At 46.9% G+C, this 22,758-nt stretch carries 12 protein-coding genes; 2 read left to right on the top strand and 10 right to left on the bottom strand.

All coding sequences use genetic code 11. From position 1 onward, the window contains the following. Positions 1 to 19: 19 nt before the first annotated feature. The 10 genes from pulA (MKX68_RS18415) to MKX68_RS18370 form a co-directional block, all read right to left on the bottom strand. Positions 20 to 2,896 (bottom strand): type I pullulanase, encoded by a 2,877-nt coding sequence (pulA, locus tag MKX68_RS18415; protein WP_340913476.1) that lies wholly within the window; start codon positions 2,894 to 2,896, stop codon positions 20 to 22. A gap of 496 nt (positions 2,897 to 3,392) precedes the next feature. Then, a complete protein-coding gene (gene pulA, locus MKX68_RS18410; RefSeq protein WP_340913473.1) occupies positions 3,393 to 5,441 on the bottom strand; it encodes a type I pullulanase in 2,049 nt (682 codons plus the stop codon). Positions 5,442 to 5,614: 173 nt separating this feature from the next. Continuing rightward, positions 5,615 to 9,295, bottom strand: coding sequence for a DUF5704 domain-containing protein (locus MKX68_RS18405; RefSeq protein ID WP_445671081.1), 3,681 nt, complete (start codon positions 9,293 to 9,295; stop codon positions 5,615 to 5,617). An 18-nt stretch (positions 9,296 to 9,313) separates the two neighbouring features. Beyond that, positions 9,314 to 10,594, bottom strand: a complete 1,281-nt coding sequence (locus tag MKX68_RS18400) for an S-layer homology domain-containing protein (RefSeq protein ID WP_340913470.1) — start codon at positions 10,592 to 10,594, stop codon at positions 9,314 to 9,316. Between the two features lie 337 nt (positions 10,595 to 10,931). Beyond that, a complete protein-coding gene (locus MKX68_RS18395) occupies positions 10,932 to 12,443 on the bottom strand; it encodes an extracellular solute-binding protein (protein WP_249911915.1) in 1,512 nt (503 codons plus the stop codon). Between the two features lie 182 nt (positions 12,444 to 12,625). After that, positions 12,626 to 13,738 (bottom strand): glycoside hydrolase family 88/105 protein, encoded by a 1,113-nt coding sequence (locus tag MKX68_RS18390; protein ID WP_340913467.1) that lies wholly within the window; start codon positions 13,736 to 13,738, stop codon positions 12,626 to 12,628. 24 nt (positions 13,739 to 13,762) lie between these two features. Continuing rightward, positions 13,763 to 15,262, bottom strand: coding sequence for an extracellular solute-binding protein (locus MKX68_RS18385; protein WP_062835837.1), 1,500 nt, complete (start codon positions 15,260 to 15,262; stop codon positions 13,763 to 13,765). A 61-nt stretch (positions 15,263 to 15,323) separates the two neighbouring features. Then, the gene (locus MKX68_RS18380; RefSeq protein ID WP_074096177.1) at positions 15,324 to 16,196 is read right to left on the bottom strand and encodes a carbohydrate ABC transporter permease; all 873 of its coding nucleotides are present in this window, start codon (positions 16,194 to 16,196) and stop codon (positions 15,324 to 15,326) included. A gap of 45 nt (positions 16,197 to 16,241) precedes the next feature. After that, positions 16,242 to 17,195: an ABC transporter permease gene (locus MKX68_RS18375; RefSeq protein ID WP_017686861.1), complete on the bottom strand. Its 954-nt coding sequence runs from the start codon at positions 17,193 to 17,195 to the stop codon at positions 16,242 to 16,244. Between the two features lie 282 nt (positions 17,196 to 17,477). Continuing rightward, positions 17,478 to 19,814 (bottom strand): AraC family transcriptional regulator, encoded by a 2,337-nt coding sequence (locus tag MKX68_RS18370; protein WP_340913464.1) that lies wholly within the window; start codon positions 19,812 to 19,814, stop codon positions 17,478 to 17,480. Between the two features lie 527 nt (positions 19,815 to 20,341). Here MKX68_RS18370 and MKX68_RS18365 point away from each other — a divergent pair. Both MKX68_RS18365 and MKX68_RS18360 read left to right on the top strand, forming a co-directional pair. After that, positions 20,342 to 22,345 (top strand): endonuclease MutS2, encoded by a 2,004-nt coding sequence (locus MKX68_RS18365; RefSeq protein WP_340913462.1) that lies wholly within the window; start codon positions 20,342 to 20,344, stop codon positions 22,343 to 22,345. Between the two features lie 140 nt (positions 22,346 to 22,485). Beyond that, the gene (locus MKX68_RS18360) at positions 22,486 to 22,734 is read left to right on the top strand and encodes a cysteine-rich CWC family protein (RefSeq protein WP_340913459.1); all 249 of its coding nucleotides are present in this window, start codon (positions 22,486 to 22,488) and stop codon (positions 22,732 to 22,734) included. Positions 22,735 to 22,758 lie beyond the last annotated feature (24 nt).

Genomic DNA, 22,758 nt, shown 5'->3' with positions numbered 1-22,758 from the left:
GACGTTATAAATTAAGAAACTATGCGCTATCACGATCCTCTGTTTTTTCGCTTTCACGAATGATCTGCATCTCGTCTGATCCGCTACGGACAATAATGTGCACATCCCCATCTTCAGGTACAATGTCCACGTAACGGTCTCCGCACGTATCTTTAGCTTCCCATTCGTTCAATCGAATGATCAATCCCAGGTGATGCAGACCCGGAGCAACGCGGAAGCGGGCTTCGGCGGCATTTCCGACTTGTTCCAGCCGTACTGCTCCGTCCTCCATACCTGTGCCCCATACCCAGACATCCCAACCTTCATAATGTTGGTCTTCCCGTTCGTATCGAAGCGTGACGGTTCGCGAAATCTGTTTATGAATCGTAACGGCAAGCGTTGCTCGGATTCCTCCAGCTTCAGCAATAATATGGGTTACTCCAGGTGTCATCGCACGTACGATCCCTGCTGCACTCACCGCTGCAAGTTCTGGATGAGAAGAGCTCCAGCGTATATTCGAATCCTGAAGCGGCTGACCAAATTGATCCAGAACCAAAGCACGGAAGCGACTGATTCGAGTCATGTACATGACTGGTTCGCCCACAATTTCGATTCGTTCAGCATGACGATAATCCACTTGTAACATACAGCTTGCCGTTATGTCCCCACAGTGGACTGTAATCGAAGCTTCCCCTCGTTCCAGTGCATGGATTGTTCCATCAGGCTGGATCTGAATAATAGCCGGATCAGAAGAAGTCCAGGTAACTGGAGCTTTTTCTACCACATTACCAATGTTGTCCCGTACGATCGCTCGCAGTTGAGTGGTCTCCTGTGGACTATATACCTGACGAGGAAAACTAATCTCCACTGTTGATGGTTCAGCGCCTCCAGCATGCTCTGTGTCATACAGTACCATTAAGGACCATCGTTCTACCTGAACAGTACCACGAACAGTCTCGATCAAGTCTGTGCCTGCCTGATGATCATTGACTACGACATGCCAGTCCCCTTCACCCAGGTCGACATGCTGTTGGTGCTCCGTTCCGTTATAGATGACCATAATCTGATTCCAAGTGTCCTGATTCGCACCATCATGAAGTATAAAGGCAACTACATTGCCATCCGCACGAATAACACGAAGGTGATTTCGAACCTGTTCAGCATCAATCATACGAAAAGCGGGGTGTGTGCGCCGCAAATGAATAAGACCACGATAGTAGTCGAACACTGGTCTGAACCGTGATTTGTTGGCCCATGTGATAGCGTTCACCGCATCCCCGCTCCGATAACTGTTATGATCACCGGCTTTAGATCTGAGCATCTCATCCCCTGAATGCAGAAACGGAATTCCCTGAGAAGTAAGCAGAATGCCGGAGGACAGTAACGAGCGACGAACCATCTCATGATTCAAAACATCATCTGCATCCACATACCGATATGGATCGGCTGCTTTTACCGCCGACTCAGCACTTCCGCCACCCACGGGCTGTCCGTCCTTCCATACGGGAAATCCTAATTCATGTCTAAGGTTCATTGTTGTCGCAATTTTATCCCACAGATTGAGATTGTCATGGGCGGTTACATAATTGACAACTTCCACAGGTGAAGATGTGAAATCATCCAGTGCTCCGGCTAATCCTCTGAGAACCTCATATTCCTGTCCTCCAGCACCCGTGACAAACCCTCTGCCACTGCCATCACTATCGCCCTTGATTGCACTGCGAAAATGATCATTAAATACTGCAAACCCCTGACCTCGCTGGGTTCCTTTTAAGGTTTTACGGTCCAAAGGTGAATCTCCACCCATCCAGGGTTCCCCATAGATCAGAAACGCCGGATCGATCTGCTCCCTCAATTCGCGTGTCAATTCATTCATCGTTTCCGTATCAATCAGGGCCATGAGGTCAAATCGAAATCCGTCCACATGATATTCTTCTGCCCAATATCGGAGAGAATCCAAAATATATTTTCGCACCATTGGACGTTCTGTCGCCAATTCATTGCCTACACCAGAACCATTACTGAGGGTGCCATCCTCCCGATAACGGTAATAATAGCCTGGTACAATCCGTTCAAAAGGTCCCTCTTCCACGCTATACGTGTGATTATAGACTACATCAAGAACAACGCGAATGCCTTGTCTGTGCAGCGATTGAACCAGGGATTTGAACTCCCGGATGCGAACTGCCGGATCACGTGGATCTGTCGCATACGAACCTTCGGGAACGTTATAATGCTGGGGATCATACCCCCAGTTGTATGGTGCTCTGACATTTGAACCCACATCTGCTGTAGCGAGTTCATTCACCGTCTGATAATCTGCCACAGGCAGAAGATGTACATGAGTGACTCCCAGTTCGGCAAGATGGTCTACCCCAATACTATTGCCTGCTCTATCCGTCAGACCAGATGCCGTGAATGCCAGATATTTTCCCTTATACGGAATATCTGCATTTGGATCCGAGGAGAAATCACGGACATGCAACTCATATAACACGGCATCGACAGGACGCAGAAAAGCAGGTTTGACATCTTGGTCCCAATCAACCGGATTGGTGGTCTCGGGATCTATAATAGCCGTTCGTTGCCCATTAGCCGTTACCGCTCTGGCGTAAGGATCAACAACCACTTCAATCCGCTGCTCATCATGGATAATGCGGTACATATAATAATGTCCTGCCCAATCGCCGCTGAGCTTCAGACTCCATATTCCGTCCGCATCACTTGTCAAGAAATGTTCCTGCCCATTTTCATGATCTTGTACTTTACCACTATCGTTGTAATGCCCTTCATCGTCAAAAATCAATATATAAACCTGTTGTGCCGTAGGCGCCCACAATTTAAAAGTACTTGCAGCACGAGTATATGTTAAGCCAAGATCGTTGCCTTCGTAACGAAAAGAAGTCCATTCCGGCATCGTTCCCACCGCCTTTATATCCATTGTTTTCGTGTTGTCCCGATGTTACGGAGCGGGACGTGATTTGTCAACCCGGGGTTGTCTGTACTCATCATATCGGTCCAATTTGCGTATTCAATTAGCAATCGCTTTCAAAATATAGATATGAAAACAAGCGCCATAGATTGACAGCATTTGTACCTGTCCTGACAAAAAAAGTTTGAAATATACAAGAATAAATTGCAGGATGTCAATTGGTTGAGATTAAAGTGCACCAACAGGTGCACAGCATAAAGAAGGTCAGACATGACAATGTATAGTCCTGCGACCCAGGCAATGGTTTCTGAAGCATCGACAAATCCCCCTTTCATACGGGAAAGGGGGATTTGTTTTATCTCAATTTATTTGATTAGATTTGATTGGATATCTTGAACGTGGCCTTGTTAGCGATTTTACTAATGTTTACTAATTGTTTGTTGGCAGCCTTCAATTCAATTCTTGGCAAGCATGGTTTTCATCAGGCATTGGAATACATCACTGTTATAGATAGTGCATTCACATTTACCTCTCCGTCCTGTACGCTACGTATCGTATCAACGCCTGCTTGCCCTTTCTCTACAATCACATTCCATGTCCCTATAGGAATAGCGATGTCACGGTTTTCTTTTGCCGCGTTATAGATGACAACAATGCGTTCCCATGAATCGCTAGCTGCTGTACCGTTCAGTTCATAGGCTAGCAGCCCATTGCCCTTTTCTATTAGACGAACATGCTTCTCGATCTCTTCCCGGGTACGAAGCCGAAAGGCTGGATGTTCTCGCCGAAGACGGATCAGCCCACGATAATAATCAAATACCGGCTTGAACAGCTTCTTCTGTTCCCAATGTATCGCATTGACCACGTCTCCACTCTGGTGGCTGTTGGCGTCCCCATATTTGCTGCGAAGCAGCTCATCTCCAGCCGCGATCAGGGGAACACCCTGGGAGGTTAGAACGATACCATTGGCAAGCAGACAACGCCTAACCGTCTCATTCTCCAAAATGTGTTCCGGATCAATTTGCAGGTAAGGCTTTGCCTTCTCTACAGCCTCTTCCACACTTTCGCAACCGCGAATACTTCCATCCTCGTCATAGGTGAGGAAATTCAAGGTATCATGGAGTCCTTGTGTACGTGCGACTTTGTCCCACAGATTGAGATTATCATGCACCGTTACATAGTTAATCGTCTCGGATGGACCATCCGTAAAATCCTGAATGGCTCCCCGGACGCCAGTCCACAATTCGTCTTCTTTCCCGTCAGCACCCGTCGCAAATCCCGTACCCATGCCATCACTGTCTCCCTTGATCACTCCGCGGAAATTATCGTTAAACACAGCAAAACCCGCACCGCGCTGCGTTCCTTTTAGGGTCATATCATCCCCAAGCGGCGAATCCAGTGCGCCCCATGGTTCACCATATAACAATATGGAAGGTGACACTCCGGTGTGCAACTCCGCTGCAAGTTGTTTCATCGTAGTTGTGTCGATCAAGCCCATCAGATCAAAGCGAAAACCGTCCACATGGTACTCCTCTGCCCAGTAACGGACCGAGTCGATAATAAACTTGCGAACCATGGCGCGTTCAGTAGCCACCTCATTGCCTGTACCTGAACCATTGCTATAGGTCCCATCGGCGTTTTGACGATAGTAGTACCCTGGTACAAGTTTTTCAAAAGAGCTGCCTGCTGTATTAAAGGTATGATTATATACCACATCCATAATGACACCTATCCCCTTGTTATGAAGGGCAAGCACCATTGATTTGAACTCACGAATTCTTGTCTCCGGATCATCTGCACGTGATGCATAGGAACCTTCCGGGACATTGTAATGAAGCGGATCATATCCCCAGTTATAGTTGGAGCCGTCAGACGTATCACCATCTACTCTGGATTCATCCACCGTCGCAAAATCAAAGACAGGCAGCAGATGCACATGTGTAATCCCGAGTTCAACCAAATGATCGATCCCCAGTGTGTTGCCCTCCGAATCACGCAGACCCGTCTCGGTAAAAGCCATGTATTTGCCTTTATTCGTTATACCCGATGATGGGTGAATGGAAAAATCACGTACATGCAGTTCGTACAGGACTGCATCTACAGAACTGGTCAATTCCGGGCGAATATCCTCACTCCATCCCTTCGGATGTGTCTGCTCCAGTCTCACAATTACACCCATTTCTCCATTCATGGTCACTGCTCGTGCGTAGGGATCTACAGCATGGGTTGAATGTCCATCTTCGAAAGTAGGCTTGTACATGTAACGGTAGCTGTTTAAATCACCCTCCAGTTCCAGAACCCAGATGCCTTGTTCTTTCTTTTGCATAGGTAACGCCTGCTGTTTCCGTTGATTGGGCTCTTCCTCCGGGCTCCCCCCTGTCAAAGGTGGGTACAGAAGTAGTTCCATCTGAACAGCTAACGGTGACCAGACTTTGAAGTGACAGGTTTGTGCTTCTAATGTGACACCTAAATCTCTTCCTTTGTATGTATCTTCTGAAATCAATAGTTCCTGCTTATCCTCTTCAATCATGTGTGTTGTTCCCCTCTCGTTGAGAAAATTGATGAATATGGATGGTACGAGTGCTCCTTACCCTTTATACCCGTTCTGCTGCCCAACCATAATCCGAATCACACAAAAAAGAAGACAAACGTCATGTAGATTCACATTACGCCTGCCTTCTTTATGGGTAAAACGATATCTCCCTAATGCGGTACCTGGGATTGGAAATCATTCCGGCTGGATTGATCCGCGTGGTACAAAACCACGTCCCCATCTTGCATCAGCCAGCTTCTCCCCTGACCATCTACCGGGCTGTTATCAAAACCTTCCATTTGCCATTGATTCATCAACGGTGCATGAATATATTGCAGATGCGGTGCACTCGTATTGCCACTGCGCAATGTTTCGATATTGAAGTTAACCACAATGTAACCGTCCCTCAGAAATACCGTTGCCTTCTCATCCAACCGGTTTTGTCTGGCAAGTGACTCGAGATCGGTTCCTTTGGGTACTGAATATACATCTGCTGGCAAGCTATATTCCCCATACCAGCGCTGAATCGCTGCATTCGCCCGATCCACATTAACACTGGAGGGAATATCCGTTTTTGGGCCAATGAGTGTACGGATCTGTGAAGGAAGAATCATCCAGTCATAACGACCTACCCACGTTTTATGATGAGAGGTCTGATCCACGAAACGAACCATATGTTCCCCCATTGTACCCTGATTTCGTTCCTCCGCCGACAGTTCATAGGTATACTGATAACGCGCTGTATCACCTAACTCCGTACCGGGGACATTCCGCAACCGTGAGTTCAGGACAACAAAACGTTTTTCTAAATCTTGTGCCGATCCGATACGAATGAGTCGTTCCTGTCCCCGATGGTAGTATAAATCCACTTCTTGTCGGGTGGTGCCATCTTTACTCACAAAAGAGAACGTCGGCGTGATTCGGATACCATCCTGTTTCCCAAACATATTACCCTTGGTTTTCAGATCAAACTTGAAATGGTAACCCGTCTTCACTGCAGCATTTCGGAACCCTTGTACCGGATGACTGCCGGGACGAATGGGAAGTACAAAGGGAGCCAAATTACCTCGGGGATCTCCGTCTATACTGTTTCCTCCGGCCCAGTAGCTCACACCCGTTGGTTCGGAGCTGCCTATCCGCTTGCGGAACACATTCTCCCAGTTGTAGTCTGAAATATCGGTGATGTGAAAATCATACAACCTTCCGATAACCTCTACAGCAACGGTATCTGCTGCGACATGATGGGTCAGATTCGTATTGGCATCCTGTTGTTCTGTGAAGTTTGCCGGTGCATTTTCGGCGATATTACGAAACTCGATCTGGTAATTTCCTTCATCTACCCATACAGGAAGATAAAAAGGGGTGTCCAACTGATTTACCGGAATATCCACCCATGTCATGGACGGAATAAACTGACTTCTGGCACCGTTATAGACATCGAATGGGAAACGAACCTGTTTGATCCGGAAATATTTCGCATAATCATGGTTTCCATAACCAGGGTAACTCGCTACATCCAGATGCTGCCCTGAAGTTGGGATCCGTACAATAAACGGACGCTCTAAAATAAGTGCAGCTCTGGTCGGATCAGGCGTAGTCTTCTGATTATGCGGCTGATCATCTGACACCCAGGCGTAGTTCACAACTGGAGTATGTACTGTCACCGAGTTAATGCCCAGAATGGGGAATTTCTGATCCTGCCCTCCGTTAACATTGCCAGGGAGAAGTCCATACGTAATCTCACCCGTGGTTGGCTGGTTAGCTTTGTTCATCAATGTGTTTTTGATCGTCAGACGGTTCTGGTACAGAATATCGTCTCCGATCATGCCAGGCTGCGGGATCGTCCCAGGTCTTGGAGCTGTTTTCTCCACAGGAGCAGGATCAACAATCGTTGCTCCATTAAAGGTTACCTTGTCGTTATTAACGGTGCTCTCTCTAACCTCCGCTTCAGCTTCAGATTGAAACAATGACGTTTCATCTGGCGTAGAGGGTTCAGTAGAACCACCCGGAACCCCTTTGATGCCAAGATCAATTTCTCGACATGGTGCAGGTTTCACATGACTGGTAACCGTAGTATCCATAGCCGATTGCAAAGTCGGTGGTGTATATGCATTGGGCGTCAGGGTCACGGTGTCACCATAACCGCCTAGCGCATAGTTAGATACCTTGGCCTCATTTAACTTGTATACCTCCAGGTTATCGATCTGCCAATAGCTATATGTCCTTGTTACTTGCATGGTTTTATCCCCAGGCACATCACGTTCTCTCGGCTGAGGAGGTGTTCCTGGATCCCCCTCACCACTAGATGCTCTTCCCGGGATCGTCCAGGTTTTATGATAAACCCTTTTCACTTTAACGGTGTAAGTCACCGTTCCTGTCATATTAACCCAACGGTGCTGAAACAGATATTCCTTGGCCAAGACATTGGCATAAAGATCTTCCGAAGTCGGAATACCATGGGTAACATCGAACTTCTCAGATTCCCGCTCGTCTGCCTTCAACACTCCCCGAACAGACGGGTCCATAACCGATGCTTCAATAACCGTGCCTCTACTCGGTGGGCTGATGGTTACAGGGCAAGCGTTTGCAGGGTCACCCCCCGGATCGCCATCATTACCACCTTCTCCATTACCCGTGCAGTCCTTCACCTCAAGCACCTGAGTTCCTTGTTCATCCAGTTGCTGGGCTGAATCAAGAAAATGGGCTTTGATGGTAGTACTACCCACGATACCTTTTGTCGTGATTTTGCCATCAGCACCAATCGTGGCTATAGTCGGATTCGAGCTCTGCCACGTCAATTTGGGATGAGCCGTCAGTTTATGAACAGAGCGATCCGGTTTGGTTAAAACTGCTTCTGCCTGTAGAGGTGTCGTATTGGCCTTACAAGCATTCGGCAGATTCACAACAAGTCCTGGCTCAGACGTGACTGATATGGTGGCGGTATCCGAGATCAGATATGTACCATTGTTCCAGATCGCACGCACAGTGACCGTGCCTGGACTTTCGGCTGTTAACATCCCTGTTTTGAGCTCTATACTTGCAATCGTCTCGTCAGAAGAAAACCATTTGATCTCTGCCTCTCTTCGCGATACGTCGATGCCCCCACCAAAGGCTGTCGCACCATAGCCCTTCGTTTTCACCAAGGCTTCCATCTGCTGGGTTTGACCTAGGGTAAGGGTTTTATTTGGAGTTACATCGATTTCTTTTTCTTCCTCCAAATCACCTTCCCAAATGATGTCCATGGGCGTAAAATAAGAAACATTATGCTTAGGACATCCTGCCGTTGTTCTTCCCCCATTTTCAAATGGATCATTCTGAGTCCATTCGTGATTTCCACCAGTTAAGGTCTTAATAGCAACAACTGTACTTGGAGGTGTGATCACTGTCCTTCCCACACCTGTATATGTTGCCTGTTCAAATTGAGTTTTATATTCCACACTTTTGATGTTTACTTCCTTAAAACTAGAGGATGTTAGCGTATTTCCGTTATATTGAGGCCAAGAAACCGCAGGCCATCGTGAAAAGTCAACACTATCCGGTACCTCTTTCAAAGCAGGATAAGGGGTTGTACAACTTCCTGCATTGTTTGAATACGTTGGACCACCACTGTGATCTGCTCTAAATCTCCCATCATCAGTTTGATACCAGTAAACTCCAGGTGTACCAACTGTCTTTTCAGCTTGAATAGATTTTAGAATAGGACTTTTCATAGATTTTGGACCGTACTGATCGTTAGCAGCAGCGTTAACAAAATCATTTATAGATAGCCCAATCACGTAAGAACTTATAATGAATAATACAAGCAATGTTCTGGACCAAATGAATACGGACAGCCGCATTCGTTTTCTCATAGACTTGCTATCACCTCACTACTGGTACATATTTTGTATTTTCATTTCTCCTACATCTTCAGCTTTAACATGATACGATCCATTTTTGAAATCTAGAGTTGACCTTGTCCAAAATCTAACCTTTTTCCCTTTTATGATGAGTTCTTTAGGGCTATTAGGAATAGTTTTGAATCCGTTCTTATCAGCAAATTCTAAATCTAGACGTCTAAAACTTAGTAATCCGTTATTTAAACCACCACTGTAGGTAATCAAATCTGACTTATCTGTATTTGATATAAAAGATAAATCAGCAAATGTTAGATAATAATCGCCACTCGAAATATTGGGTTCTACAAAAAGTTTGCTATATACTCCTTGAGGTTTACCATTCTGAACCTTCACCACAATAAACCTATGAAGTGTAAGCACTCCTGATTTGTTAGAAAGTTTTATATCTCCTTTCGATATATCACTTACTTTGACTGAATTCTTAGTATAAAAATAATTACTAATCGTCGTTAAATTCGTCCCCGTCGTGCCGACCTCTCTCATCTCATTCAGATCACTGTACTTCCCGGCATCCGTGCCCTCCACGTCCATATAACGCAGTAAAATGGCCGATACTTCTGCACGAGTGGTGGAATCCGCAGGTTTTAATGTGCCATCCTGGAATCCACCGATAATGCCTGTCCCACGAACAAGGGCAAGATACGGAATCTGCTCGGCACGAATGGTGCCGCGGTTCACTTCCGGTGTGGGGAGCAGCGTATTTTTTGTATCGTTAAAAGCATCCTGGAAGCTGGTTCCGGACTTAATCAGTCCATTGGCAATCCATTTCATCATCTCGTAACGCGTTAGCTCCGCATTTGGATTGAACCCTTTCGCGTAATCGCCTGCATTAATGAATCCTTGTCCAACAAGTTGGCTAACCGCCGCTTCAGACCAATGTCCCTTGAGATCAGCAAAGGGATTCTGCCCCTCCACCTTCTCCAGTCCAGTCGCGCGGGCGAGTATTGTCGCATATTCCCCACGCGTGATTTTGCCATTGGGGCGAAACGTTCCGTCTTGATAACCAGAGATCAGATTTTTTTCATAAGCTTTGGCAATTGTCGCTTGAGCCCAGTGGCCCTTGATATCTTTGAACTTGCTAAGGGCCGTGTCACTTGTTCCCGATGCTGCATTAGCTGTCGACGTCAGATGTACTGGTCCAACGGGCAATAGTGTTCCTGCCAATACAGCTATCGTTAACAACCCGACGATCCAACCGTTCCGTTTTTTCTTCTTCTCGTGACCTTCAATTCGTTTCTTCAATCTACTCACGCTCCTATGTACCTTAGTATGGGGATGCTTTACTTGGTCAACCTAGTCACTTCTCTTCATAACCAAAACCTAAATTTGCCATAATAATCAATATTCTACCATGTTGTACTAGGCTATTGGTATTATTTTTCGTCCATCCCCATCACGTCAAGGCGTGCGTCCCTCCTTCCATAGACCCACTTCATTCGCCTAAAACACAAAAAAAAGGCCATGAATCCGCAGATTCATAGCCTTATGCTTTAAGGGTGTGGTCTTTCTTATGATATTGAAAAATGAACTCACTCATAGAATAAACCATATCATTCCATTTGATCAACCTTTTTTATTTCAGCCAGCTTTATTTTCCGTTTAATTCCTTGTAGGATGCTTCCAATTCCGTGATCAATTGATCACCACCGGCTTTTCTCCAGCTTGCGATTTCCTGCTCCCAACCTGCGTCATCGATTTTACCCATAATGTACTTGGTCTGTGCATCCCAGATCATCTGATCCAACTCCTGACCACGCTCGGTATAGATCGCCGAAGATAATGTAAGTGCCGGATTAGCAATGGCGTACTGCTCATTCTCACGCGCCATCTTTGTACCTTTCATACCAATGGGGACATCAACCAGTTCAGGCACGTTATAACCCTCAATGCTTAACAAATTATCCCGATATGGCTTCACTTCACGCTGATAAGCGTCAAAATCTTTGAGTTCGGTTTTCCCATCCGCAGTTTTGGTGTAGTGCACATCGAGCAATCCACGGAGCTGCAACGTGCTTAATTCCTCATCCATCAACTGGTCCAGGAACGTGAGAACTTGTTTCAATTGCTCCTCATCCGTAACGGATGCCTTCGGGATGACCAGCATTCCATAGTTTCCTGGCTCTCCGGCGATACGAATACCATCGGTTCCTTGGAACGGAGCCACATCAATCTCTCCGTCCGGAGCATTAGGCGTAAGCCGTTGCTGAGAGGACTTTCCGTTCTGGGCCACACCATTCAGCTTCATGCCAACCAGGCCCGAATCCATTTTTTTGTCCGCATCAGAAGGATCCAGCGCAGGGAAGTCACTATTAATTAATCCCTCGCTAAACAGTCGCTTGAAGAGCTTCATCGTATCCACATATTCGGTGGTCAGGAACTCCGGAGTCAATTTCCCAGCATCGTCCACACCCCATTTGTTAACGCCGCCAATACTTACAGCGATCCGGGTCAGCGGGGAAGAGACACCCTCATTATACTTTTTGAAGAGCAGTGCACCATACGTATCTTCCTTACCATTCCCGTCAGGGTCATCTTTACGAATAGAGCGCATCACTTCATACCAGTCATCCAGCGTTTTGGGTATGTCCAGCTTCAATGTATCGAACCAGTCTTTGCGATACACGATCGCAGTCCGTCCAATATCCCGGAAGTTTGGAATACCGTAAACCTTGCCTTCAATTTTGATATTGTTAAAATAAGCTTCGGATTGGGCAGACAGGTTTTTATAATCCTTCAAGTATGGCCCCAGTTCCCAGAACAATCCCGTTTTGGCGGCATTAAAAGTTGTCGGTACATAATTCACACGCATAATGGTAGGCATCTCGCCTGAAGCAACCATAACGTTCACTTTATCATCAAAAGCAGACTGCGGTATCCACTGTACATTGACATCCGTATTCGTATATTCCTCAATCTTCTGCTCAATCCCGTTCTCCTTGGCCGGTATATCACCTACCTGCATTAAAGAGATGGAAATGGGAAGTTTACCTTCCCCTGCAGCAGGCGCTTTTTCTCCTCCGCAACCTGCAAGCAATCCAGCGGACATTGCACCAATTACAACGATTCCGCCTAAACGGGACATTGGACCTTTTGGACTCATGAACCATCTCTCCTTTTGGATAAGGTTATGTACACAGACCACTCCGATGACAGAACAACCTTCAGATCGCTGTTATCCCCAGATTTTTTGATTCCCTTCTAAACAAAGGGGAAAATCCGGGGATAAAGGCGAACGCTTCGCTTCCTCAGATTATTTCTGTCCTCTCCGTTCTCATGTACATGTTAGTTGGACTTGTAGAGTTCAATCTCCACTCCCGCCAAAATGAACGGAGCGACCGACTTCGGATCATTGATCCGAATGGACTCGGTCACATAATACTCGTAGGACCCGTCACGATACGGGCTTCCTCCGAGACCGGCTCCGCCATTACACTGCGTCAAGGACAGCACGCCTTCACGATCCGTTTGCAGTAGATGCTGTAGCAGACCCTGGTACCCTTTTTCCGCAACCGCTTTGAACTTGCCACTCAGATATCCTTTACGTACACCTTTGGCCAATGCATAGACAAACATCGAGGTCCCGGAAGCCTCCAGATAATTCCGCTCACGTCCCGGTTGATCCAGCAAATGTGGCCATAATCCGGTCTGTTGATCCTGCACATGCACAAGTGCATTTGCTACACGTTCGAAGATACCCACAATCTGCCCGCGCTGCGGATGATCTACGGGGAGGTGATCCAATGTATCCACAACCGCCATCACATACCAGCCCATCGCCCGACTCCAGACATGTGGAGAACATCCGGTCTCTCCCGAACTCCAGCGCTGCTCTTTGCTCTCATCCCAGGCATGATACAAGAGACCGCTACGCGGATCACGTGTACGTTGCTCCACCAGCAGGAGTTGCAGAGCCGCCTTGTCAAACCACTTCTCTTCACCCATCACTGCGCCATATTGGGTCAGATACGGAGTAGCCATGTACAATCCATCCAGCCACATCTGGAAAGGGTAAATCTTTTTGTGCCAGAATCCGCCTTCACTTGTGTGTGGCTGTCCCTTGAGCTGAGTCATCAGCAAATCCGCAGCTTTGCGATACTTCTCTTCACCCGTTTTCTCATGCAGCAGGAACAGTGATTTTCCCTGATTGATCTGATCCAGATTATATTCCTCGATCGTATAGGATCGAATGGAGCCATCTTCCTGAACGAAATGATCCATCAGCTCACGGATGTAATCAAAATACTTTTGCTCCCCCGTGTGTGTGTACAGCTCCTCCAGTGCTTTCAAAAAGCAGCCGTTCTCATAATGCCAAGTGGCGTACAGCTCATGGTTGCGATAACTTTCCATGAACTGCTGTGCCATGCGCACCGATGTGAATTGAAGTGTTTCCTTCATGATCAAGCCTCCGCTTCCGGCTCTTTATTGAGCCTGTTTTTTGTAATCTTCGGCATATTCCTCACGAATCTTGTTTCCACCAGCATTGCCCCAATTCTCGATTTCCTTTTCCCAGCCACTTTGATCGATCTTGCCCATAATGTATTTGGTTTGTGCATCGGCAATCACCTGATCCAGGTCCGCCCCGCGGTCACCATACGTTGGAGAATATAACGTCAGCGCAGGGTTTGGCACAGCATGCTCCGCCAGTTCCTTGGCAAGTGCCGTACCTTTTTCACCCAGTTCGGTGTCCTTCAATTTTGGTACGTTATATCCTTCGACATACGGCAGGTTGTCACGGTAAGGCTTCACTTCACGCTGGAATGCATCAAAGTCACTCATCTCCACCTGATCTTCGCCCACTTTGGTGTAATGTTTGTCTTCCATACCACGCATTAACAGGGTCGCCATCTCAGGGTCCATCAATTTATCCAGGAAGGAGAGCAGGTTCTTGAGTTCTTCTTCCGATTTCACCGTCGATTTAGGGAATGCCAGGATTCCGGAGTTACCCGTCTGTCCTGCAACACGATCTCCGTTCGCTCCAAGCAAACCAGCGATGTCTACCACACCATCCGGATTGTTTTTGGACAAACGCTCTTGCTGACTTTTTCCGTTCTGAGCAACACCAACACGGATACCGACAACACCGGAATCATACTTTTTCTCCGCTTCCGTAGAGTCGAATACGGCAAAGTCTTGATTTAGCAATTTCTCATCGTACAGACGTTTCAGTAGATCCAGCACCTGCATATATTCCGGTGTCATGAATTCCGGCGTGAAGCTGCCATCATCCTCGACCTTCCACTTGTTAGGTGCACCAAAACTTACGCCAAGGCGCGTTGTGAAGGAGTATTGGTCCTCATTATATTTTTTGAAAAGCATTAGCCCAAACGTATTATCCTGACCGTCGCCATCCGGATCGGAGGTTGCCAGTGTTTTGATCGTTTCATACCATTCATCCGGTGTGGTTGGCACCTTAAGATTCAACTTCTCGAACCAGTCCTTGCGATAGATCACTGTAGCCCGCGCAATATCGGAGAATACAGGAACTCCGTAGATTTTGCCCTCTACCTTGATGTTGTCAAAAAAACGCTCGTTCTGTGCCGACAGATTTTTGTAGTCTTTCAGCAAAGGCCCCACTTCCCAGAACACGTCATTACGCATCGCGCTGGTCACGGTCGGGTTATACTGCACTTTCACAATTTTCGGCATATCGCTTGAAGCGATCATTACGTTAATTTTGTCATTATAGGCCGAAGCCGGAATCCACTGGATATCCAGTTTGGTATTGGTATACGCTTCAATCTTTTGCTGAACTTCATTGCCTTTGCTTGGCACATCACCCACCTGAGCAATGGCTATCGACACATTTTGTACGCCGCCCTCGGCAGCCTGACCCTCGTCTGATCCGCATCCTGCCAGCAAACCTGTCACCAATGCCAGTGTGCTCAAGACAGCTACGGCTTTCTTTTTTGTTGCTTTCATAACATGAAAACCTCCCTTTTTTATGCAGTCATAGTGAACTGACTTCGAACCATGTGCCGACTCAACCTTTCACCGAACCCAGCATCACTCCTTTTGCAAAGTGCTTTTGCAGGAATGGATACACCAGCATAATCGGGATTGTGGAGAATACGATAACCGCCATGCGAATGGTAAGCGGCTGGATCTCGGTCTCTTCAATACTTGTGTCTCCGATTCGGCTCTGTGCCAGAATGACAATCTCACGCAGCCAGACTTGGACAGGCCACTTCTCACTATCGTTGATATAGATAACAGCGCTGAAGAAACTGTTCCAGTGGGCCACCGCGTAAAAGAGTGAAAATGTCGCCATGGCTGGCATGGACAACGGCAGTACAATCCGGAACAATACGCTGACATCGTTACATCCATCAATTTTGGCTGCATCCTCCAGTTCGTCGGGAATAGCCTGGAAGAAGTTTTTCAGTACAATCAAGTTAAATGCACTAATAGCGGTAGGCAGCATCAGCGACCACAACGTATCCGTCAGATGCAAAGATTTCACGACAAAGTATGTTGGAATCATCCCGCCACTGAAGAGCATCGTGAACAATACACCGAGCAAAATGGGCTGGCGTCCACGCAGATATCTTCTGGAGAGCGGATATGCCATAAGTGACGTAAACAGCAGGTTAATAAAGGTACCAATCACCGTAATATAGACCGATACACCCAGACTGCGAATCAAGGTATCTGTAGAGAAAATGTAACGGTATGCGGCCAGAGAGAACTCTTTTGGAAAAAGAATGAATCCTCCCTTAGCCACTTCATGCGGACTGGTAAATGAGACAGCCAAAATATAAATGAACGGGATGACCGTTACGATACCAATCAACAGCAGCAAGCCATGATTGAGAATATCAAAGATCCGGTTGCCCCACGTTTTATCCTGTTGCATCTTAATGTTCACTCCTGTCTGGTGAAGAACGTCTGCTACCGAGGGTTAGTAGACGCCTTCCTCCCCGAATTTTTTGGCCAGCGTATTGGCACCAAGGACAAGCGCCAGTCCGACAACCGATTTGAACAACCCGACAGCAGCACTATAACTGTACTGTGCCTGTGTAAGACCCTTCGTGTACACGTAGGTATCAAATACCTCGCCCACATCCCGGTTTGTCGGAGTCAGCATCAGGAAGATCTGTTCAAAGCCTGTATCCAGGAAGTTGCCCAGACGCAGAATGAGCAAAATGACGATCGTACTACGAATGGCCGGCAGCGTAATGTGCCAGGTTTGACGCCAACGATTGGCACCATCAATCCGTGCAGCTTCATAGAGCTGTGTATCCACACCGGAAAGTGCTGCAAGGAAGATAATTGTGCCCCAACCAACTTCTTTCCAGATGGATTGTCCAACAATCATCGTACGGAACCATCCCGGTTCAAGCAGGAACGCCACTTTTTGTCCAGTCAGGTTATAGAGCAGTTCATTAATGGCACCGCCCTCGGTTGTGAACAGCATGTAGAATACACCGACAACAACAACCCAGGAAACAAAGTGTGGAACATAGACGAGCGTTTGTACAAATCGTTTGAAGCGTTCACGGCGAACTTCATTCATCATGAGTGCCAGTACAATCGGCAGTGGGAAAAAGAACACAATGTTATAAATGGCAAGTAAAAACGTATTCCGAAATAATGTCCAGAACTGCGGTTCTCCGAAGAAACGCTGGAAATGTTTGAAGCCTACCCAGTCACTTCCCAAGATGCCCTTGTAAGGCGTGTAATCCTGAAAAGCCATCGTGATGCCATACATGGGTATGTATTTGAAAATAACAAAGTAAAGCACACCCGGTATTAACATGATATACAGCCACCGGTTTTTGATAATGTCCCTCCACAGCAGGTTTTTGTCACTGCGGGTAGCGGGCCGTGTTCGAGCCGCCGTTTCGGCTTTCATATTGTCTTCCTCCCCACATTGGAAACGATTACATAATATCACTTCCTGAATTCATGTCTTCATTGTGGAGGATAAACGAATGACTGGCTATCGTCTCGTTTTAGCCTTTTGTTTTTCCTTATGTAGCAAGGGTTTAGCTCATCTCCCTCACAGAATCTAATTGCATAATGAACTGCTTTCAACCTCCATATTCCTGTCTTAACTTCATGGAGAAAAGAGGTCTTCTCCCTACAACTGGACATGAAAAAGCCTGCCTGCCATGGCAGGCAGAGCAGGTTTGTTTTATCGCTGCTGCTCCCGGTACTTGCCGGGGGTTGTTCCTGTGATTTTGCGAAACGTACGGATAAATGCGGTTGGATTGGTATAGTTTAATTTCTCGGCAATCTCCGATATTTTCAGATTTGTTGTTTGCAGCCAGGTCTTTGCTTTTTCCATACGGTACTCTGCGAGATATTCCGTAAAATTGACTCCGGCTTCCTTCTTGAATACCCGACTTAGGTAGACAGGGTGAAAATTAAGCTCAGCAGCACAGGCTTCCAGCGATAATTCACGATCATACCGTTCCTCGATCAAACGAATCATACGTCTCGCAATATTCATGTATTGGGATTCTTCCTGTTCTCGCCAGAAACGGATGACTGGCAGGAACAGCCGCTTGCGGAACCAATTGGTCATTTCGTCCAATGTGGACAACTTCAGCAAATGTGACATGGATGCTTTTTCACCCAGTACTTCGGCTACATCCCCGCCCTGCTCCTGCACAAGCTGATATACACGAGACAATAACTGAACCATAATGACGGGGTATTCACTGAAATGAAGTTTTTTGTCTGCAAGCAGTCCCAAATATTGCTTAAAGTAGGCGTCCGTTTTCTCTTCATCTCCTTGCTTGAGCGCAGAAGCGAGCTGATCCTCGATCATACGTAACTGGGTATACAACGCGGCCTCCATCTGACCACGTGGCTGTATATCCTCGTAATGCAAAATAATACGGCTGCCCAGACTTACCCGGCCCTGCAGAGCCTCTCGGCTCTCTTGAACCGCTCTTGGCGTATCTCCGATACAAGCATAGGAACGGCTGATGCCGATACTTACGGGCAGATTCAGATAAGTCACGACACGTTCCCGAATCCAGTCTGCCTGGGTATGCATCCATTCCTTCAGCTTCACCTCATCCGTCAGTTCGGAGGCAAGAACGGTGACCTGAGCATCATCCAGCATGACCGGAGTGAACCGAACTGCTGAAGGAAGGAGCTCACCTACCATATTGTTGACAGCAAACAGCAGCAGATCGCGATCCTGTTCCTCATATCGGGTCCCTTCCAAGGTATCGATTTGGAGCATGAGTACGCCAAGACTCGCCCACCCTGTCGGGAAATCGTACAATTCTCCCTGATATCTGAAATCTTCTTCCGAGATTTTACCTGTTAGCAGTTTGGTCATAAAAAACTCCTGGAGGTGCACATGCTGCCCCTTCATCTGCTCACGCATCGTTTTCTCCGAACTGAACAAGGTTGACAATTGCTCCTCAATATAGATAAATTCATCCTGACGGCGTCCTGACGGAGCAACTGGGGAATCCAAACCCTTCGTAAATTGCAGCAGTCTGGAGATCGGTGAGTACATCCGCCGACTGCCGTATATGGCGAACAATCCCGTTACACATAACATGACCAGTGTAGCGATACCGGTAACCAATGCAATTTTCTGTGACTGGGCCGTAATCTGTCCAAGAGATACAACGGACACGTATAACCAGCCATTGAGCGGAGATTGCCTATAACTAACCGCCACTTGATTACCTTCCACCTCCGCACTGAAGAAACCCTCTGACTGGGCCGTCGTTTGTACCATTTCCTGAATTTCCTTATTCAGCGCGTCATATTTCCCGCCTTGCTGCATATCGTTCAGAAAATACTTCTGCTCCCGATCCAGAACGTACATATCTCCAGAATTCGTATTTCGGCTCAAGTAGGTACTCAGTTCCGTATCGGCGATATCAATTACAAGAAATCCCTTTGGTTTCACATTGGTTGGTATCATCGGGATTTTGAATACCATACTGACCACATTATCCGATGATATAAGGGTAGGTGCCTGTTCGGGTGTTAGTTCACCCATACCTGCTGACACAGGTACACTTTCTTTGGCTGAACTGGCATTCTGAGTGACCCAGAACAGGCTGTTGGTATAACTTAGGTAGGAGCCAATTCGGTCTCGAATGCTGAAATCATCCAATTTGCCAAAAGAACGCATCGAAACAACCCAATCTTCATCCAGATTAACCAGATAGGCTTGGTCAATGTTCGTAACCGCTTGCAAGTTGTTAAAACCGGAGGTCAGATCACGAATTTCCTGGAATTCGCTGCTGTCCAACGGTTTCTTCATCGCTTGGAGTACCAGAGGCGAGTTGACATACTGGATGGATGATAATTGCAGGCTGCGCAGAACTTGTTCTACCCGCATTTGGGTCTGATGCAATATCTGAAGATTGCTTTCACGTACTTTCTGTTCAATGTCACGTGATGCAATTGTATACGAGACCGAACCAATAACAATGACCGGAAGGGCTCCGAGGATCAGGGTAAAGCAGAGCAAACGCAGTAAATACTTCGGCAAGAAGAGCATCCTCCTTTATACGTATGTTTATTAAATTAAATCGCTTTCATTGGATTATTTTACTATTGTTATTTTAAAACCCATTCTTATTCAAGTCCACTCATTTATTCTAAAGGTTGACTTCAAACCAATTTCCAGTTTATATTGGTTGCATATTCCTCAATCAAAGGAGAGATTTTTAATGTCGGTGAATGTTCTTAACTAACCAAGTTTCATATTCAGGAGTTTGGCCTTTCATTGCGCTTGTGCCCATATGGCATACGTGTATTTCATGATGCGCCAGATCCCTGTACTTAGTTAAGAACAGCGGATATCATAAATCGCCTCCGGGATTGTCATTGTCCGGGTCTATTTCCGCGCTGAGTTCAGCGCGGATTTTTTAATATAGACCTGTAATGGACTTTGCTTTCCCATATGTTTAGGGCGGAGAATGACGTTTGTTCATTCTCCGCCCTTTTTGCGTTTTCCAGGAATATGTTTCAGCGCATCAACTGAAATCCCAATTCAAATTCAAGGAGAGATTACGCATGAATGAAAACACATTAAACAGTCTGGGTTATCCACAAATTCAAAAAAACGTTGCAAACTGCGCCCTGTCTTACCTGGGCAAACGTTATGCGAGAGAACTAAAACCGATGGTAGATGCTCACCTTATTCAGATTCGCCTGGAAGAAACTGCAGAAGCGGCTGCGTTGATTCGCTTCGGGGCCAGTATTCCCCTCCCTTCACTCGATGGAATGGAAACCATTATGGATCTGCTTGGCACCGGTTATCTATTCAGTGAACGCGACTTCAGTCATCTCGCTCAGTTCCTGCGGAGCTGTGCACAACTCATGAAGTACATGGAGGGCAAATCTGGGGCCGCTCCCACCGTCAGTCGTTATGCAGCATCCATGATTCTGATCGAACCTTTGCTGAGTGAGATTGAGCGCTGCATCCATAGTGGACGCATTCAGGATCAGTCGAGCAAGGAACTCATTCGTATTCGTAAAAAAATAACGGTCAATGCGGAACGCATGAAACGAAAACTTGATTCTCTGGTGAGTAAACATCGCTCCATTATGCAGGAACATGTCATCAGCCAACGGGGAGGAAGAACGGTTCTGCCCATTAAGAAAGAGTTCCGTAAACAGGTGAAAGGCAGTGTACTGGATGAATCCGGGAGCGGGCAAACCGTATATATCGAACCTGTTGAATTAGTAAGTTTACAGATGGAATTGGCCGCTCTACAAGCGGAGGAGTCCCGAGAGGAGATGAGAATTCTCGGTGATTTAACCTCTTTGGCCGAATCGTATAACCGTGAAATCGCACTGAACACCGAAACGGTAGGTGTATTGGACTTCCTGTTTGCCAAAGCCAAATATGCGGCCACCATGGACGGACGTACCGTTCGAGTCAATACTCAGGGCCACATTAGCCTTCAACGTGCACGTCATCCGTTCATGGGTTCTTCCATGGTTCCCCTTGATTTTGCAATCGGCAAAACGTACTCGTCGCTCATTATAACGGGCCCGAATACAGGGGGTAAAACGGTCGCACTCAAAACACTTGGTTTGTTAACCCTGATGATGCAATCGGGTTTGCTTATTCCGGTGGAGGAAGGTGGCGAGATGGCTGTTTATAACGAGGTAGCAGTTGATATTGGTGACGGGCAGAGTTTGGAACAAGCACTCAGTACATTCTCTGCACACATTCGCAATATGATTGGCATACTGGAACAGGCCAATGCGTCAACTCTGGTGCTCATTGATGAGATGGCTTCCGGCACAGATCCCGGTGAAGGTGTTGGACTATCCATCGCCATGCTGGAGGAACTTCACAGCCGCGGAGCAACCGTTGTGGCAACAACACATTTTGGTGAAATCAAACATTTTGCAGCTGCCACGCCAGGATTCGAAAATGCCCGTATGGAATTTGACACCGTTTCTCTCCAGCCGCTGTATCGATTGCGTATCGGAGAAGCTGGTGAGAGCTATGCTTATTCCATCGCATTAAAGCTGGGCATGCCACAGCGAATTATCGAGCGATCCAAGTCCCTGTCCGATCAAAGTATTTCAAGAGATCGTACATTCGTGTTCACATCACCTCCTTTGGAAAATCCGGCCCTGACGCCTGATCGTTCCGTTGCAGAAGCAGACGGCCCAGCAGAGTTATCCAAGCGGAACCAGTCGAAACAGTCAAAGGATTCAATCGGTCCCCACAAAAAGACAACAACTAGAGAGTCGGATTCTCCTGCTCCTGCCAAAACTTTTCGCAAAGGGGATCGGGTGTATGCGGCCTATCTTAATCAGTCGGGCATCGTCTGTGATGTGGAGGATAGCCGTGGAAATATCGGGGTCATGCTGCGAGGACGCAAAGTCAAAATCCATAAGAAACGCCTGACCCTGTATATATCAGCCGATGAGCTTTATCCGGGTGACGATTATGACTTGGACATTGTGCTAGAAACAAAGGAAAATCGAAAGAAGCGTAAGTTGATGGGACGCAAACATGTGGAAGGCCTACAGATCGAATTACCGCCTGAAGAATAGCCGATGGGAGAAACAGATGTGGTGAACTGGAAGTCATATATACAGAGCGAAATCCATAATCACCGGCACATTTCTGTTATACTGGGGACCAGTATGTTTAACTTCAGCTCGTAGCTATTGCACAGGGAGGGAAGAACTGAATGTCTGCAGAACAAGACGATCAAGAGCACATCCATATCGATGTTCTTGTCTGCCCATTATGCGGGGAAGCTAATCGCTGTTCCTATGCCGCAGGACATCCTCATTCGGAATGCTGGTGTAACCGGGCTACTTTCCCCGAAGGTGTATTTGACCGCATTCCGGCAGAACAGCGCCGAAAATCGTGCATATGTCAACGTTGTTTGGACGACTATGCCGATAAAAGACAAAAAGAAGAGCCACACAGTTAACAACTGTATGGCTCTTCTTCATTA

This window comes from Paenibacillus sp. FSL M8-0212 (genome assembly GCF_038004645.1).
Classification (GTDB): domain Bacteria; phylum Bacillota; class Bacilli; order Paenibacillales; family Paenibacillaceae; genus Paenibacillus.
The sequence above is the reverse complement of the archived record's forward strand: the minus strand, read 5'-3'. Positions and strand labels throughout refer to the sequence as shown.